Origin of the sequence: Cryobacterium sp. N22 (genome assembly GCF_002929555.1) — a bacterium.
GTDB lineage: Bacteria > Actinomycetota > Actinomycetes > Actinomycetales > Microbacteriaceae > Cryobacterium.
In genome coordinates this window covers 23,631-39,726 of sequence record NZ_PJJP01000032.1, presented here as the reverse complement: position 1 = coordinate 39,726, position 16,096 = coordinate 23,631, and the positions used below count along the sequence as shown (strand labels likewise).

General features: G+C 70.3%; 16 protein-coding genes. 11 read left to right on the top strand and 5 right to left on the bottom strand.

Annotated elements, in window-relative coordinates; genetic code table 11:
* Window positions 1-28 precede the first annotated feature (28 nt).
* The 3 genes from CXY76_RS07690 to CXY76_RS07680 form a co-directional block, all read right to left on the bottom strand.
* Window positions 29-238, bottom strand: coding sequence for a YbdD/YjiX family protein (locus tag CXY76_RS07690; RefSeq protein WP_104163661.1), 210 nt, complete (start codon window positions 236-238; stop codon window positions 29-31).
* The gene (locus tag CXY76_RS07685; protein WP_104163660.1) at window positions 238-2,520 is read right to left on the bottom strand and encodes a carbon starvation CstA family protein; all 2,283 of its coding nucleotides are present in this window, start codon (window positions 2,518-2,520) and stop codon (window positions 238-240) included. The genes CXY76_RS07690 and CXY76_RS07685 overlap by 1 nt, the downstream gene beginning before the upstream one ends.
* A gap of 134 nt (window positions 2,521-2,654) precedes the next feature.
* Window positions 2,655-3,500 carry a polysaccharide deacetylase family protein gene (locus tag CXY76_RS07680; protein ID WP_104163659.1) on the bottom strand — a complete coding sequence of 282 codons (846 nt, stop codon included), beginning with the start codon at window positions 3,498-3,500 and terminating at the stop codon, window positions 2,655-2,657.
* A gap of 207 nt (window positions 3,501-3,707) precedes the next feature.
* Between CXY76_RS07680 and CXY76_RS07675 the strand changes: the two genes are divergently transcribed.
* Entirely contained in the window at window positions 3,708-5,093 is a 1,386-nt protein-coding gene (locus CXY76_RS07675; RefSeq protein ID WP_104163658.1) for a glycine--tRNA ligase, read from the top strand.
* A gap of 173 nt (window positions 5,094-5,266) precedes the next feature.
* Here the strand turns inward: CXY76_RS07675 and CXY76_RS07670 are convergent, their stop codons facing one another.
* Both CXY76_RS07670 and CXY76_RS07665 read right to left on the bottom strand, forming a co-directional pair.
* Window positions 5,267-6,313 carry an alcohol dehydrogenase catalytic domain-containing protein gene (locus CXY76_RS07670; RefSeq protein ID WP_104163657.1) on the bottom strand — a complete coding sequence of 349 codons (1,047 nt, stop codon included), beginning with the start codon at window positions 6,311-6,313 and terminating at the stop codon, window positions 5,267-5,269.
* A 38-nt stretch (window positions 6,314-6,351) separates the two neighbouring features.
* The gene (locus CXY76_RS07665; RefSeq protein WP_104163656.1) at window positions 6,352-7,746 is read right to left on the bottom strand and encodes a glutamyl-tRNA reductase; all 1,395 of its coding nucleotides are present in this window, start codon (window positions 7,744-7,746) and stop codon (window positions 6,352-6,354) included.
* Window positions 7,747-7,819: 73 nt separating this feature from the next.
* Here CXY76_RS07665 and hemE point away from each other — a divergent pair, with 73 nt between their 5' ends.
* The 10 genes from hemE (at window position 7,820) to CXY76_RS07615 (ending at window position 16,081) form a co-directional block, all read left to right on the top strand.
* A complete protein-coding gene (gene hemE, locus CXY76_RS07660; protein WP_104163655.1) occupies window positions 7,820-8,965 on the top strand; it encodes a uroporphyrinogen decarboxylase in 1,146 nt (381 codons plus the stop codon).
* Between the two features lie 54 nt (window positions 8,966-9,019).
* Window positions 9,020-10,519 (top strand): NAD(P)/FAD-dependent oxidoreductase, encoded by a 1,500-nt coding sequence (locus CXY76_RS07655; RefSeq protein ID WP_104163654.1) that lies wholly within the window; start codon window positions 9,020-9,022, stop codon window positions 10,517-10,519.
* Window positions 10,520-10,608: 89 nt separating this feature from the next.
* On the top strand, window positions 10,609-11,007 hold the full coding sequence (locus CXY76_RS07650) for a hypothetical protein (protein ID WP_104163653.1): 399 nt from the start codon (window positions 10,609-10,611) through the stop codon (window positions 11,005-11,007).
* Between the two features lie 32 nt (window positions 11,008-11,039).
* A complete protein-coding gene (locus CXY76_RS07645; protein WP_158253859.1) occupies window positions 11,040-11,456 on the top strand; it encodes a phage holin family protein in 417 nt (138 codons plus the stop codon).
* A complete protein-coding gene (locus CXY76_RS07640; protein ID WP_104163651.1) occupies window positions 11,446-11,733 on the top strand; it encodes a DUF3618 domain-containing protein in 288 nt (95 codons plus the stop codon). The genes CXY76_RS07645 and CXY76_RS07640 overlap by 11 nt, the downstream gene beginning before the upstream one ends.
* Window positions 11,734-11,826: 93 nt before the next feature.
* A complete protein-coding gene (gene hemQ, locus CXY76_RS07635; RefSeq protein WP_104163650.1) occupies window positions 11,827-12,558 on the top strand; it encodes a hydrogen peroxide-dependent heme synthase in 732 nt (243 codons plus the stop codon).
* Window positions 12,558-13,652, top strand: a complete 1,095-nt coding sequence (locus CXY76_RS07630; RefSeq protein ID WP_104163649.1) for a ferrochelatase — start codon at window positions 12,558-12,560, stop codon at window positions 13,650-13,652. Before hemQ ends, CXY76_RS07630 begins: the two co-directional genes overlap by 1 nt.
* Entirely contained in the window at window positions 13,649-14,602 is a 954-nt protein-coding gene (gene hemC / locus CXY76_RS07625) for a hydroxymethylbilane synthase (RefSeq protein ID WP_104163648.1), read from the top strand. Before CXY76_RS07630 ends, hemC begins: the two co-directional genes overlap by 4 nt.
* On the top strand, window positions 14,599-15,384 hold the full coding sequence (locus CXY76_RS07620) for a uroporphyrinogen-III synthase (protein WP_104163647.1): 786 nt from the start codon (window positions 14,599-14,601) through the stop codon (window positions 15,382-15,384). The genes hemC and CXY76_RS07620 overlap by 4 nt, the downstream gene beginning before the upstream one ends.
* A 52-nt stretch (window positions 15,385-15,436) precedes the next feature.
* Window positions 15,437-16,081 (top strand): TetR/AcrR family transcriptional regulator, encoded by a 645-nt coding sequence (locus CXY76_RS07615; RefSeq protein WP_104163646.1) that lies wholly within the window; start codon window positions 15,437-15,439, stop codon window positions 16,079-16,081.
* Window positions 16,082-16,096 lie beyond the last annotated feature (15 nt).

Sequence of the window (16,096 nt, the reverse complement as noted above, 5' to 3'; positions counted from 1 at the left end):
CGGGCCGTTGTTCACGATGGGGTACCGTTCAGCAGCACCGGCCCTGCGGGTTGGTGTCCTGCCGGTCGGTCTGGTCGCGCCAGAACTCCCGTTCGGTCATCACCGGCGTCGCAGCATCCGTGCCGTGCACCGACTCGTGGTGCGCCCGGTACTTGTCGTAGGCGTCCTCACCGAGGACCCCTTTGACGTACCAGGCAAGCCCGGCCGCAGCCGAGCGCACCGCGGTGGTCACGCTCATCAGTGCTCGCGCACCTTGCGCCTGCCGGTGCTCGGGCGGGCGTCCCAGAGCGCCTGGGTGGCCTTCTCGGCCGGCGTGGCCTTGAGGCCGGACGGTGCGAAGATCCGCGACGGCACGGCGAGGTCTTCGCTGGTCGCGTTCGACCGGGTCTTCCACGCGTTCCAGGTGGCCTGCAGCGCGGTGAAGATCACGATGACAGCGAGCGTGACGAAGATGATCGACAGGATGCCCTGCACCATGGTGTTGCGCACCACGGCCTCCATCGCCTCGACCGAGGTGGCCGTGCCGAAGCTCGTCTCCCCGGCGGCGAGGGCGTTGGAGAACGCGGCGTTCTGGGCGAAGTAGCCCACCGACGGCACGGTCGAGAAGATCTTCAGGATCGAGGCCGTGATGGTCACGACGGCCGCGAAGCCGAGCGGCAGCGCCACGATCCAGAGGTGCTTGAACAGGCCGCGCTTGGCCACGATGGCCAGGCACACGGCCAGAGCGATTGCGGCGAGCAGCTGGTTGGCGATGCCGAACAGCGGGAACAGCGTGTTGATGCCGCCGAGCGGGTCGGTGACGCCCATCACGAGCACCGCTCCCCAGGCCGCCACCATGATGCCGGTGGTCAGCCAGGCGCCGGTGCGCCAGGAGGTGTCCTTGAACTTCGGGAAGAAGTTGCCCAGGCTGTCCTGCAGCATGAAGCGGGCGACGCGGGTGCCGGCATCCACTGCGGTGAGAATGAACAGCGCCTCGAACATGATCGCGAAGTGGTACCAGAACGCCATCATGCCGCTGCCGCCGGCGACCTGCTGCATGATGTTGGCCAGGCCCACCGAGAGGGTCGGTGCGCCGCCGGTGCGCGAAACGATCGATTCCTCGCCGACGTTGATGGCCGTCTGGGTGAGCATCTCCGGGGTGAGGTTCACACCGGTCAGGCCCAGGCCGTTCACGAACGCCACGGCGCCCTGCACGGTGCCACCGGTGAGGGCGGGGGAGGCGTTCATGGCGTAGTAGATGCCCTGGTCGATCGACAGGGCGGCGACGAGCGCCATGATCGCCACGAAGGACTCCATCAGCATTCCGCCGTAGCCGATGAACCGGGTCTGGCGTTCCTTCTCGATCAGCTTGGGCGTGGTGCCCGAGGCGATCAGCGCGTGGAAGCCGGACAGGGCGCCGCAGGCGATGGTGACGAAGAGGAACGGGAAGAGCGTGCCGCTGACGACGGGTCCGTTGCCGTTGGTGGCGAAATCGGTGACGGCGGGCACGGTGATCTCCGGCCGCACGATGATGATCGCCACGGCGAGCATGCCGATGGTGCCGATCTTCATGAACGTGGAGAGGTAGTCGCGCGGGGCCAGCAGCAGCCAGACCGGCAGGATGGCGGCCACGAAGCCGTAGACGATGATGCCGATGGCCAGCGGCACCTTGTCGATGTGGAACATCGCTGAGCCCCACTCGGTGCCGGCGATGGCGCCACCGCCGACGATCGCTGCGATGAGCAGCACGAAGCCGATGATCGAGATCTCGGTGACCTTGCCCGGGCGGAAGAACCGCAGGTAGCAGCCCATGAACAGGGCGATCGGGATGGTCATTCCGACCGAGAAGACGCCCCAGGCGCTTTCGGCGAGGGCGTTGACCACGACGAGGGCGAGGATGGCGACGATGATGACCATGATCGTGAGCGTGGCCAGCAGCGCGGCGGTGCCGCCGACCCTGCCGAGTTCGTCGCGGGCCATCTGGCCGAGCGACCGTCCGCCGCGGCGCATGGAGAAGAACAGCACCAGGTAGTCCTGCACGGCGCCGGCGAAGACCACGCCGACGATGATCCAGATCGTGCCGGGCAGGTAGCCCATCTGGGCGGCGAGAACCGGGCCCACGAGGGGGCCGGCACCGGCGATGGCGGCGAAGTGGTGGCCGAAGAGCACCCGGCGGTCGGTGGCGGCGTAGTCCTTGCCGTCGGCCTTGTACTCGGCGGGGGTCGCACGCCGGTCATCCGGGCGCAGCAGGTGCTTCTGGATGTAGTTGGAGTAGAACCGGTACCCGATCAGGTAGGTGCAGATGGCGGCGAAGACGAACCAGATGGCGTTCACGGTCTCGCCGCGGACAACGGCCAACATCACCCAGCTCAGCCCGCCGAGCAGCGCGATGGCCACCCAGATCGCGATCTTCACCGGGGTCCAGTGGGCCTCCTCGGCCTCGTGGATTCTCGGATCCAGGGCCACGGGCGGAAGGGCCGGGTCCTGGGTCAGGTCTGGATCGTCGATCGCGTCGTGCGGAATCTTGGACGTGGCGCCCATATTCTCCCCTTTGAGATGCCGAGAAACTCACAGCGGATTGCCGGGTAACTACGTAACGGTAACAGCCGAGGACACCTCGAACGGGGGCCTTAGGTCCCGCGCGTGTCGCCGCACGACCTCCCCGCCGGCCCCGCTCAGGGGTGCGCAGTGCTGGTGAAGACGTCGTTGAGGGTCACCGAGCTCAGCCCCCGGTCGTGCAGCAGCCCGCTCAATTGGGGGAACACATTCGTGACCGGTTCGAAGTTGAGGTGTCCGATCACGATGTGTTGCGGCAGGAACCAGGTGGTCGCGAACTCCACCACCTGTTGCTCGGTGAGGAGCCCCGAGTCCGCCAGCGAGCCGTACCAAGTGGTCGGGACCGTGTAGCCCAGCGCGGCGGCCAGGGCATCCACCCGGTCGTCGTGCACGCCGTACGGCGGCCGGAAGTAGGGCCGGGCATCGACGCCGTAGGTGTCACTGATGAAATCGTGGTTGCGCTGGAGCTCTGCGGTGACGTCGGCGTCGGAGAGGGTGCTGAGGTCGGGGTGTGACCAGGTGTGGTTGCCGAGCTGGATCTGGCCGGTCTGCACGAGCGGCCGCAGCTGGTCGGCGTTGTCGGTCCAGGCGTCGTAACAGCCCGTGACGAAGAAGGTGAGCCTGGTGCCCGTTTCGGCGGCGAAGCGGATGTACCTGGCCAGTACCTCGCTGCTGGTGCCGTCGTCGACGGTCCAGGCCAGCAGGGTGCCCTCGCCGGGCAGGTCGGACAGGGTGCCGGGCGGCACGGGCACCCGCACGAGGCCGGGTGCGGGCCGGACGAGGGGCGCGGGCGGCGGCACCGCTCCGGGCAGCGGCCGGGGGAGAGGGGTGGGCGTCGGCGGCGTCGTCGCCGCCGGGACACCCGGGCGCGGGGCGGGCGCGAGGGCCGCGCAGCCGGCGAGGGTGAGGGAGAGGCCCAGCGAGGCGAGCACGGTGCGCCGGGTGAGGTCTGGGTCCTGCCGCACGGCGGTCCTCCCCCCGGAGCCGGTCGATGGAGCTGATGGAACAGCGGAGAGAGCCGAGCGAGAGTGGAACGAGTCGAAGATATCGCCGCTGACGGCCGCAGACAACGCCCGTAATCGGGGGCCGTGTCCGCCTCGCTAAAATGGACGAATCCGTACCCGGGCCAGCGCCCGGTATTTTGACCATCCTTTTGGACCATTGGAGCCACCGTGGCCGCACTTTCCCGTCTTGATTCCGTCATCGCCCTCGCCCGCCACCGCGGCTTCGTCTTCCAGGCCGGTGAGATCTACGGCGGTAGCCGGTCGGCCTGGGACTACGGGCCCCTCGGTGTGGAGCTCAAGGAGAACATCAAGAAGCAGTGGTGGCGTTTCATGGTCACCAGCCGCGATGACATCGTGGGCCTGGACTCCTCGGTGATCCTGCCGCGCAAGGTCTGGGAGGCCTCCGGCCACGTCGAGGTCTTCTCCGACCCGCTGGTGGAGTGCACCAGCTGCCACAAGCGTTTCCGCGAGGACCACCTGGTGGAGGAGTTCGAAGAGAAGAAGGGCCGCGCGCCCGAGGGTGGCATCGACGGCATCGCCTGCCCCAACTGCGGCAACCGGCACACCTGGACCGAGCCGCGCGCGTTCTCCGGCCTGCTCAAGACCTTCCTCGGCCCGGTCGACGAAGAGGCCGGTATGGTCTACCTGCGCCCCGAGACCGCGCAGGGCATCTTCGTGAACTTCGCCAACGTGCTGCAGGCCGCACGCATGAAGCCCCCGTTCGGCATCGGCCAGATCGGCAAGAGCTTCCGCAACGAGATCACCCCCGGAAACTTCATCTTCCGCACCCGCGAGTTCGAGCAGATGGAGATGGAATTCTTCGTCGAGCCCGGCACCGACGAGGAGTGGCACCAGTACTGGATCGACCAGCGGATGAGCTGGTACACGGGCCTGGGCATCAACATCGAGAACCTCCGCCTGTTCGAGCACCCCGCCGAGAAGCTCTCGCACTACTCCAAGCGCACCGTCGACATCGAATACCGCTTCGGTTTCTCCGGCAGCGAGTTCGGCGAGCTCGAGGGTGTGGCCAACCGCACCGACTTCGACCTCAAGACGCACTCGGAGGCGTCCGGCAAGGACCTCTCCTACTTCGACCAGACCAAGAACGAACGCTGGGTCCCCTACGTGATCGAGCCCGCGGCCGGCCTGACCCGCTCGCTGATGGCATTCCTGGTGGATGCGTACCACGAGGAAGAGGTGCCCAACGCGAAGGGCGGCGTCGACAAGCGCACCGTGCTCAAGCTCGACCCGCGCCTGGCCCCGATCAAGGCCGCCGTGCTGCCGCTCTCGCGCAACGAGGCTCTCTCCCCGATGGCCCGCTCGCTGGCCGCGCGCCTGCGCGAGTCCTGGAACGTGGACTTCGACGACGCCGGCGCCATCGGCCGTCGTTACCGCCGCCAGGACGAGATCGGTACGCCGTACTGCATCACGGTGGACTTCGACTCGCTCGAGGACCAGGCCGTCACCGTGCGTGACCGCGACACCATGGCGCAGGAGCGCGTGCCCCTGGCCGAGCTCGACGCGTACCTGGCCGTGCGCCTGCGCGGAGCGTAACCGCCAGTCCCGCAACATCCGGCGCCTGACCCGCTTTCACGTTGTGCGGGTCAGGCGCCGCTGTGCGGGTGGCACGCCACCCGCACAGCGGCGCCGCGCCCGCATAGCTCCGGCGCACCCCGCGCCGGATCGCTCGGTGGCGCGCCATCCGCGGACCTCCGGATGCGCAGCGGCTACGGCAGGGTCAGGTCGATCAGGGTGACGCCGGCGGCGGGCAGGGGCGCCGACATGGCGGCCAGGGCCGCGGGGGCCTCGGCCAACGGGATGCGGCTGCTGATCAGGTCCTGCGGGCGCAGCTTGCCGCCGGCCACGAGCGCCATCAGCTCCGGGTAGTCGCTCGCGGGCATGCCGTGACTGCCCAGCACGGCCAGTTCGCGGCCGATCACCAGCCCGAGCGGCACGACGGGGTCCTCGGCGAGCAGCCCGATCTGCACGTGCCGGCCGCGGGTGGCCAGCGAGCGGATGGCGATGCCCACGGTGTTCTCCCGGCCGAGCGCCTCCACCGACACCTGGGCCCCGCCGTCCGAAAGCAGGAGCAGCCGCTCCACCACCGCGGCGTCGGTCATGGCGCTGGAGTTGACCGTGTGGGCGGCGCCGGCCCTGGCGGCCGCGGCCAGGGCGTCGACGCTGATGTCCACCGCGATCACCCGGGCGCCGAGCGCCTGGCCGATCATCACCGCGGAGAGGCCCACCCCGCCGCAGCCGATCACCACGAGGGTCTCGCCGGCCACCAGCCTCGCCTGGTGCACGAGGCCGCGGTACGACGTGGCGAACCGGCAGCCGAGCAGGGCGGCGGCACCGGCGTCGAGGTCGTCGGGCACCGCGATCAGGTTGACGTCGGCGTGGTGCAGCGCCACCCGCTCGGCGTAGGAACCCCAGTGGGTGAAGCCGGGCTGGGTCTGGTTGCGGCAGACCTGGGCGTTGCCGCCGGCGCACTCCGGGCAGTCGCCGCAGGCGCAGACGAACGGCACGGTGACCCGCTGGCCCACCGTGAACCGGGTGACCAGCGGGCCGACGGCGTCGATCACGCCGACGAGCTCGTGGCCGGGCACGTGTGGCAGGGCGATGTCCGGGTCGTGGCCCAGCCAGCCGTGCCAGTCGCTGCGGCAGAGCCCGGTGGCCTCCACCCGCACCACGACGCCGGCGGCGCTGGGCTCGGGATCGGCGACCTCACGGAGCACCGGCAGCGCACCGAACCTGTCGAACCAGACGGCCTTCATGTCAGGACCACGTCAGAACCACGCCGCCCGCACCCGCGTCAGGACGCGTCGGAGACGCCGGCCGCGCCGGGCAGCCCGACGGGCGCCGCCGCGGAGTCCGGCAGGGTCACCTCGATGCCGAACAGGGCGTCGAGGCCGCCGAGGAACGCCTCCTGATCGCCGGCCCTGGCCAGCTCGCGGGAACGCACCATGGGCGTGTGCAGCAGCACGCCGGCGAGGTGCCGCAGGGCGGACTCGGTCTGCTCGCTGGTGTCGCCGCGCTTTCGGGCCCGCTCGATCTCACCGTCGAGGATGTCGAAGACGTGTGAGCGCAACGCCACGACGGCGGGCGCCAAGCTCTGCTCCTCGGCCACGGCCGAGAACTTCTTGGCGGCGCGACCCACGAGCTTGCGGGCCTCGCTCGTGGCGTTCAGCTGTTCGAGGGGGGCGTGGATGCGGATGGTCTCCAGGTCGAGCAGCTCCACCCCGGGCACGTCGCTGACGTCGGGGTCGACGTTGCGCGGCAGGCCGAGGTCGATGACCAACTGGCGGGCGGCCTCCGGCTCGGAGCCGACGGGACAGGAGCGCACGGCGCCGGCCTCGGCAACCGAAGCACCGTTGCCGGCGTGTGTCGCGGCGACGAGCGCGCGGCCCGCGGTGAGGATGCCCGCATCGATGACGTGGTGTTCGACGGTGGTGCAGGTGAGGATCAGGTCGGCCACGGCGGTGGCGCCGGCCAGGGCGTCGGCATCCGTCGGCACGGCCGAGATGTCGTGGGCGACGGCGAACTTCTCGGCCCGGCCCGACGACGAGTAGACCCGCACATCGGTGACGCCGAGATCGCGCAGGGCCGCCAATGAGGCGCCGGCGTACCGGCCGGTGCCCACGAGCAGCACCCGGGTGTGCGCCCAGTCGGTGACCCGGCTCTCGGCCAGTTCGAGCGCCAGACGCACGAGGGAACGGCCGGCGGCGCCGATGCCGGTGTGGTTCTTCACGCCGCGGGAGGTCTGCGAGGCGCGCTGGAACAGGCGCTCCAGCTCGGGGCTGGTGGTGCCGGCGGCGCGGGCCTCCTCGAGCGAGCGGCGCACCTGGCCGGCGATCTCACCCTCACCGACAACCACGGACTCGAGCCCGCTGGTCACCGCGAAGAGGTGCTCGGCCACACCGTTTCCATGCACAAGATCAAGGGTGTCGCGCAGCAGCGCGGCGCTCACGCCGGTGCTCGCGCTCACGGCGTCGATCGCGGCGTAGACCGCGGGAAGCGGGGAGACCCCGAATGGTTCGTCGAGGTCGAGGTAGGCCTCGAAGCGGTTGCAGGTCGCGACGACCACGGCCCCGCTGAGGGTATCGTGCCCCGTGAGCATCCCGCCCGCCGCCGAGTCGGCTCCCACAGACAGCTTTTCGAGCACGTCGAAGCTGGAGTTCTTGTGGTTCGCGGACAAACAAATCAACACCGCTTGATTCTACGGTGTGTGCAACAACACCTCGAATCGTTCCCCCAGCCGATGTAGAGGAGAATCGAGAGTGATGAACCTCGAGACGACGCACCCACTTTCTTCCGGCCTCACCGCAGACTCCCGGCTCGTGCGGGCATACCAGGGCACCCGTCCGGACGTGACTCCGGTCTGGTTCATGCGCCAGGCCGGCCGTTCCCTGCCCGAATACCGAGAGCTGCGGGTGGGCACCCGGATGCTCGACGCCTGCCTGGACCCCGCCATGGCCAGCGAGATCACCTTGCAGCCGATCCGCCGGCACGGCGTCGACGCGGGCATCCTGTTCAGCGACATCGTCGTGCCGCTCAAGCTCGTGGGCGTCGACGTCGAGATCGTGGCCGGCAAGGGCCCGGTGCTGGCCCAGGCCGTGCGCACCGCGGCGGAGGTGGACCGTCTCACGGCGCTGGACCCCGCCGTGCTCGACACCGCACTGGCCCCGATCAGCGAGGCCGTCGCGCTCACCGTCGCTGCGCTGGGCTCGACCCCGCTGATCGGTTTCGCCGGGGCGCCGTTCACCCTGGCCGCATACATCGTCGAGGGCGGACCGTCCAAGGACCACATCCACGCCCGCACCCTGATGCACTCGGATCCGGCAGCCTGGGCCCGGCTGATGGCCTGGACCGCCGAGGTCACCGGCCGGTTCCTCCGCGCCCAGGTGCTCGCCGGCGCCAGCGCCGCGCAGCTGTTCGACTCCTGGGCCGGCGCGCTCTCGCTCGATGACTACACCCGCTTCGTCGCCCCGGCGTCCACCGCCGCAATCGCGCATGTGCGCGACCTCACCTACTCGGAGCCCGCCGCCGACGCGGCCGCCGATCCGGAGTCGATCCGTCGCAACGTGCCCGTCGTGCACTTCGGCGTCGGCACCGGCGAACTGCTCAAGGCCATGCACGGCATCGGCGCCGACGTGGTCGGTGTGGACTACCGGGTGCCGCTGGACGAAGCCAGCCGGCGCCTCGGCGGCGTCGTGCCCGTGCAGGGCAACATCGACCCTGCCCTGCTGAACGCGCCGTGGCCGGTGCTCGAGGCGCACGTTCTCGACGTGCTCGAGCGCGGCCGCACGGCGCCGTCCCACGTGCTCAACCTGGGCCACGGCGTGCCGCCGGAGACGAACCCCGACGTGCTCACCCGGCTCGTCGAGTTCGTGCACAGCACGACGCCCGGCACCTCCACCGCTTCCTAGAACACCGCTCACTCGAGCCCGTGCCGGCGGTCGCCGCCGGCGGAAAGCAAGGTCATGAAGGACGTTCTGGTCATCGGCGGAGGTGTCGCCGGTCTGGTGGCCGCCCGCGAGTGCGCCCACCTCGGGCTCAGCGTTGTCGTGCTGGAGGCCGCCGGCACTCCCGGCGGAGCCGTGGCCGGCCACGAGGTCGCGGGCCTGCCGCTCGACGCCGGCGCGGAGAGCTTCGCCGTACGCGGCAACACCGTGGCGGCCTTCATCGCCAACCTCGGCCTCACCGCCGAGATCGTCGAACCGAACCCGGCCGGGGCCTGGCTGCACCTGCCGGCGCACCGGCCCGGCGGCGCACCCGTGTCGGTGCCGCTGCCCAAGGCCGGCGTGCTCGGCATTCCGGGGTCACCGCTTGCCGAGGACGTGCGCCGCGCCATCGGCTGGTCCGGCGCCCTGCGCGCCTACGCCGACCGGCTGATGCCGGTGCTCAAGATCGGCCGGGAGCAGAGCCTCGGTGAGCTCGTCGGCAAACGGATGGGCACGAAGGTGCTCGAACGCCTGGTCAACCCGGTCGCCGGCGGGGTCTACGCCACCGCGGCCGCCGACCTCGAGGTCGACGTCGTGGCCCCCGGACTCAACCGCGCCCTGACCAGGTCCGGGTCGCTCTCCGGCGCGGTCACCGCGCTCCGCATCGCCGCGCCGGCCGGTTCCGCGGTGCGGGGGCTGAACGGCGGCATGCACCGCCTGGTCGACGCCCTCGTCGCCGACCTCGGCCGGTACGACGTCGAGATCCGCACGCACACCGCCGCGACCGGCCTCACGCCGGTTGACACTCCGACCGGCGACGGCACCGCGGCGCCGACCCGGAGCTGGGTCGTCCGGCTCGCCTCACCGAAGAATGCCGAGTCCGGCGACGCGGCCGTCGCCGACGAGCCGGGCACCCTCGAAGCCCGGCACGTCATCCTCGCCGTGCCCGCGGCAGTGGCCCTGGGGCTGCTGGCCCCGCTCGGCACCGAATTCGCCGCCCTCGCCGCCCTGGACTGGCCGGAACCGGCCGCCGTGGAACTCGCCACCCTGGTGCTCGACGCCCCGGCGCTGGACGCGCACCCGCGCGGCACCGGCGCACTCGTGGCGGAGGGGACTCCCGGCGTCACCGCCAAGGCACTCACCCACGTCACCGCCAAGTGGGCCTGGCTGGATGCGCTCACCCCGCCGGGCCGGCACGTCGTGCGGCTCTCCTACGGACGCGCCGGCGCCCCCGTGCCGACCCTCGGCCTCAGCGACGACGAGCTGGCGCACCTCGCCGTGCAGGATGCGTCCGCGATCCTCGGGGTGGACCTCACCGACAGCCAGGTGGCCGGTTTCGCCCGCACCCTGTGGGCCGACGCGCTGTCGCCGGCCACGATCGGCGCGCCCGAGCGCATCCGCCGGGTACGCGATGTCGTCGAGACCACGCCCGGCCTCGACGTGACCGGCGGCTGGCTCTCCGGCACCGGCCTGGCGTCCGTGATCCCCGATGCCCTCGCGGCGGGTATCCGGGTCAGGCGGGCAGTGCTAGACCTCTGATCAGGAGTCTTTTGGGTCCCGTACACATGTGCCTCCCCGGGCTGGGGGGTTACGCTGGCAACACATGAACGTATAGGAATGGAGTCACAATGCGGGGAAAGCTTCTTTTCATCACGGGTGGCCTCGTCGGCTACGTGCTGGGTGCACGCGCCGGACGCAAGCGTTACGACCAGATCGCGTCGGCCGCCTCAGACCTGTGGAACCGGCCGCCCGTGCAGAGGCGCGTGAACGAGGTCAAGGACTTCGCCCTCGAGCGGGTCGGCGACGTTCCCGGCGCCCTGTACGAAGCGGGCAAGAAGGTCGCCTCTGCGGTGTCGAACAAGGCGGAGAAGACCAAGGGCGCTCCGGCGACCGGCACGTCCGGCGCTGCCACCGCGGCCACGAAGGCCGCTGCGTCCGCCACGAAGTCCGCCAAGGCGGCCGCGGCCTCTGCCACCTCCGCGGCTGACTCCGCGAAGACCGCCGACGACACCACGGCCGCGCAGTAATCTCACCGACGACAGTCCAAGGAAGGATGCCAGTGAGCAACAGCGGGTACAACCCCAAGAGCAAGCAGTCACTGTTCACGCTCCTCAGCGAGCTTCCGGGTCAGATCGTTGATCTGGTCAAGGCCGAGATCGACGCCTTCAAGGCCGACATCTCCGGCAAGGCGAAGAATGTGGGCATCGGCCTGGGCCTGTTCGTCGGCGCCGCCGTGTTCGGTTTCTTCGCGATCTGCGTGTTCATCGCGCTGGCCGTGATCGCTCTCGACCTCGTGCTGCCGCTCTGGCTGGCCGCACTCATCGTGGCCGTCGCGTTGCTCCTGATCGCGGTGATCCTGGCCCTGATCGGGCTCAACCGGGTCAAGACGGGCACCCGCCACGACCCGGATGGTGTGACCGCGAGCATCCAGAAGGACGTCGACGCATTCAAGGGAGTTGGCGAGTATGAGCACTGACAAGACTCCGGAGACCACGCCGGTACACCACAGCACCGCCGAGCTGCGCGCCGAAGCCGACCGGGCCCGTGCCGCGCTCGCCGGCACCCTCGACGCGATCGAGTACAAGCTCAATGTGCCCAAGCAGATCAAGATCAACACCCGGCGGTTCACCTTCGGGTTGCACAGGCTCGGCGAAGACAACCCCCTCGCCCTGGCCGGCATCGCCCTGGGCGCTGCCGCGGCCGCGGGCACAATCGTGTGGTGGGGCGTGAAAACGGTCCTCGACCGCCGCTGAGCGTGCGGGTGGGCGGGTCTACTTTTGGCTCTCCGGGCAAAGCGGTGGAGACTAGTACACATGACTCACCCGGCTGCCGGAGAGGCAGTAGACATGACCACGCCCACCCCCGCTACACACACCTCATCAGAGGCTGAACCCACCGAGGCCTCGCCCTCAGGATTCACCCTCTTCACGGTGCTGCGCAAGGACCCGGCCAACCCCGACGACCTCGACGGCCGCGACGTGCCGCGTTTCGTCGACGAGCTCGACGACATCATCGCCCTCGTCGAGGCCGAGGGTGTGACCCTGCGCGGGATCTACGACGTTTCCGGCCTCCGCGCCGACGCCGACGTGATGCTTTGGACCCACGCCGACGAGGCCCAGACCCTGCAGTGGGCCAACCGGGAGCTGCGCCGCAGCCGCCTGCTCAAGAGCCTGCTGCCCACCTGGAACGCCATGGGCGTGCACCGCGACGCCGAGTTCAACAAGAGCCACGTGCCCGGCTTCCTGCGCGGCGTCGAGCCCAAGGCCTGGCTCACCGTCTACCCGTTCGTGCGCAGCTACGAGTGGTACCTGCTGCCAGAGGCCGAGCGCAGCAAGATGCTCGCCGACCACGGCCGCAAGGGCGCCGCGTTCCGCGGGGCCATCGCCAACACCGTGTCGTCGTTCGCGCTCGGCGACTACGAGTGGCTGCTGCCGATCGAGTCCGACGAGCTCACCGAGCTGGTCGACCTGATGCGGGAGCTCCGCGCCACCGAGGCGCGCCGGCACGTGCGCGAAGAGGTGCCGTTCTACACCGGACGTCGCATCTCGACCGCCGAGCTCGTGGAGGTCCTGCAGTAATGACGAGTTACGACGCCATTCTGCTCGCCGGCTTCGGCGGACCAGAGGGTCAGGACGACGTGATCCCGTTCCTGCGCAACGTCACCCGTGGCCGCGGCATCCCCGAGGAACGCCTCGAAGAGGTTGCGGTGCACTACCGCCACTTCGGCGGCATCAGCCCGATCAACAACCAGAACCGCGTGCTGCGCGCCGCCCTGCAGGCCGAACTGGACCGCCGCGGCATCGCCCTGCCGGTGATCTGGGGCAACCGCAACTGGGCGCCCTACCTGCCGGACACCATTGCCGAGGCTCACGCCGCCGGCCAGGACCGCCTGCTCGCCATCGCCACCAGCGCGTACAGCTCGTACTCCGGCTGCCGCCAGTACCGCGAGGACTTCGCCGCGGCGTTGGATTCGACGGGGCTCACCGGAACCGTGCAGATCGACAAGATCCGCCAGTTCTTCGACCACCCCGGCTTCGTCACCCCGTTCATCACCGGTGTGCGCCAGGGCCTGGCCGACGTCGAAGCCGCGAACCCCGGCATCAACCTCAGCACCGAGGTCGAGGTGCTCTTCAGCACGCACTCGATCCCGTCCACGGATGCCGCCAAGAGCGGGCCCGCCGAGCGCGGCTTCGGGCCGGAAGGCGCCTATGCCGCCCAGCACCTGGCTGTCGCCGACGTGGTCATGCAGGGACTCGACAGCCCGTGGCAGCTGGTCTACCAGTCCCGCAGCGGCCCGCCCAGCATGCCGTGGCTCGAGCCCGACATCAACGACGCCATCGCCCTGCTGCCCGCGCGCGGCATCCGCGCCGTCGTCATCGTGCCGCTCGGCTTCGTCAGCGACCACATGGAGGTCATGTGGGACCTCGACAACGAGGCCACCGAAACGGCCAGGGAACACGGCCTGTTCTCGGTGCGTGTGCCCACCCCCGGCGCCGACCCGGTCTACGTGAGCGGCCTGGTCGACCTCGTCGAGGAACGCCTCAATGACGTGCCCGTGCAGGACCGCCCGGCCCTGACCGACCTCGGCCCCTGGTACGACATCTGTCGGCCGGGCTGCTGCGAGAACGTGCGCCTCGGCTTCAAGCCGGCCGTCGCCGGTGTCGCGCCGTGAGCGTCATCCGCGTCGGCACCCGGGGCAGCGCCCTGGCCATGGCCCAGACCACGGCCGTCGCCAACCGCATCCAGGCGGCGACCAATGGTGAGGTGGAGATCATCCCGATCACCACGCACGGCGACGTGTCCCGCGAGTCCCTCTCCAGCCTGGGCGGCACCGGCGTCTTCGCCAGCGCCCTGCGCGAGGCCCTGCTGAACGACGAGTGCGATGTTGTCGTGCACTCGTTCAAGGACCTGCCCACCGAGGAGTACCCGGGCCTCGCCATCGGTGCCACGCCCAAGCGCGCCGACGCCAGGGACGTGCTCTGCGCCAGGGACGGCTTCACCCTGGCCACCCTGCCCGAGGGCGCCAAGGTCGGCACCGGGTCGCCCCGCCGTGCCGCCCAGCTCCGCGCGAAGCGTCCCGACCTGGAGGTCGTCGACATCCGCGGCAACGTCGGCACCCGCCTCGCGCTGGTCGCCGACGAGAAGCTGCACGCCGTGGTGCTCGCCGCGGCGGGCCTGGGCCGCCTGGGCCTGCTCGAGAACATGGCCACCGACTACCTCGAGCTCTCCGACTGGCCTACCGCGCCCGGGCAGGGCGCCCTGGCCATCGAGGTGCGCCAGGGCAAGCCGGACCGCCTGCTCACCAAGGCCCTCGCCGTGCTCAACCACGCCACCACCCAGGCCACCGTGACGGCCGAGCGCCACGTGCTCGCCCGTCTCGAGGCCGGCTGCGCGGCCCCGATCGGCGCCACCGCGGTGCTCGACGACGGCCTGCTCTTCCTCACCGCCACCGTGTACAGCCCGGACGGCACCCGCCGGATCACCGCATCGCACGCGGCGACCCCCGAGTCCCACTCCGTGGCCGACCTGCAGGATGCCGCCCTCGACGTCGCCGAGCGCGCCGCCAGGGAGCTCCTCGCCGGCGGTGCCGCCGAGATCGCCCCGCTGACGGTGACCTCGTGAGTGCCGTGCGGTACAACCCGGACAAACCGCTGGCCGGCTGGCGGGTCCTCGTGCCCCGCGGCGGGCCCTGGGGCGACCAGGTGGCCGCGAACCTGCGCTCCCGCGGCGCCATGCCGATCGTCGCGCCCATGATCAACTTCGCTCCCACCGACGACGCCGCGGCCCTCGACACGGCCCTGGCCAAACTCGCCGCCGGCGACTTCGACTGGATGACCGTCACCAGCGCCACCACCGTCGACGTGCTCGCCTCGCACCGGGCCGTTGTGGCGCCGGGCACCCGCATCGCCGCGGTCGGCGAGACCACCGCCGCCGCGCTCGTGGCCGCGGGCTACCACGTCGACATCGTTCCGTCCGAGGACAACTCCGCCAAGGGCCTGCTCGCCGACTGGGAGGCCGCCACGCACGGCGTCATCCCGCTGCGCGTGCTCACCCTGCGCTCCGAGATCGCCAAGCCGCTGCTCACCGAAGGCCTGCGCCGCATCGGTCACGATGTCGAGTCCGTCGTCGCGTACCGCACCGTCGGTGTGCCGGTCTCCGAGCGGGTCGTCGCCGACATCAAGGCCGGTCGGGTGCACGCCGTCCTGGTCACCAGCGGCAGCGTCGCGCAGCAAGTGCAGGACCAGCTCGGCCCGATCCCCCGGACCACCCTGGTCGCCTGCATCGGCCCGCGCACGGCGAAGGATGCGGCGGCCATCGGCCTGCGCGTCGACGTGATCGCCGACGAACGCAGCGCGGAGTCCCTCATCGAGGCCCTCGTGCGTCTCGCTCCCCGGGACCTGTAGAACGGCTGGGAGTTCATTGCACTTTGTGCGTCGTTGCACTTAGTGTAAGTATGTGATTCCACCCCTCATCGCCCCCGATCGGCGAGCCGAGCTCAAGGCTCGTCATCGTCGGGCGATCCTGGATGCCGCCGACGCGCTCATCCGCGAACGGGGCAAGCCCCAGTTCAGTGTCAACGAGCTCGCCGACCGTGCCAACGTCTCCCGGCGCACGGTCTTCAACCACTTCACCTCGCTCGACGACGTGATCATGACGACGTGCACCCGGTTGCTCGGCGTCACCGTCGACGACTTCCGGGCGGCAACGCAGGCCACGCCCGCCGGCGACGGCAGTCGGGTGGCCCTTTTCGAGGAGATCACCACGGCCCTTCGCGCCGTCGACCTGCCCACCGTGGTCTCCTATCTCTGGGGCGTGCTCGCCGCGGATGGCGAGAACGGTCGCTCCCAGCCCGCTCTCACCGATGTCTTCACCCGCGCCACCGAGCAACTCTCCAGCGAGATCGCCGATCGCAGCACCGCGATCGACCCGTTCGAGGTGGCGATCCTGGTCAGCTCGGTGATGAACGGCGTCGCCGTGGTGGCTGTGCACTGGATAGCCACGACGGGAGCCACGCTCGACGAGCCTTCCCGACAGGTGTGGGACGACCTGCTCGACCGCCTCATCGGCTCCATCCGGATGGGCTACGCAGCGTCCAGCTGACCCGTACCCGTCTTG

What these genes read in the sequence shown, in the direction of transcription:
- CXY76_RS07630 (WP_104163649.1), top strand. Translation starts at nt 12,558, where the DNA reads ATGACGAGTTACGACGCCATTCTGCTCGCCGGCTTCGGCGGACCAGAG.
- CXY76_RS07690 (WP_104163661.1), bottom strand. Translation starts at nt 238, where the DNA reads ATGAGCGTGACCACCGCGGTGCGCTCGGCTGCGGCCGGGCTTGCCTGG.
- CXY76_RS07655 (WP_104163654.1), top strand. Translation starts at nt 9,020, where the DNA reads ATGAAGGACGTTCTGGTCATCGGCGGAGGTGTCGCCGGTCTGGTGGCC.
- hemQ (WP_104163650.1), top strand. Translation starts at nt 11,827, where the DNA reads ATGACCACGCCCACCCCCGCTACACACACCTCATCAGAGGCTGAACCC.
- hemE (WP_104163655.1), top strand. Translation starts at nt 7,820, where the DNA reads ATGAACCTCGAGACGACGCACCCACTTTCTTCCGGCCTCACCGCAGAC.
- CXY76_RS07640 (WP_104163651.1), top strand. Translation starts at nt 11,446, where the DNA reads ATGAGCACTGACAAGACTCCGGAGACCACGCCGGTACACCACAGCACC.
- CXY76_RS07650 (WP_104163653.1), top strand. Translation starts at nt 10,609, where the DNA reads ATGCGGGGAAAGCTTCTTTTCATCACGGGTGGCCTCGTCGGCTACGTG.
- CXY76_RS07670 (WP_104163657.1), bottom strand. Translation starts at nt 6,313, where the DNA reads ATGAAGGCCGTCTGGTTCGACAGGTTCGGTGCGCTGCCGGTGCTCCGT.
- CXY76_RS07685 (WP_104163660.1), bottom strand. Translation starts at nt 2,520, where the DNA reads ATGGGCGCCACGTCCAAGATTCCGCACGACGCGATCGACGATCCAGAC.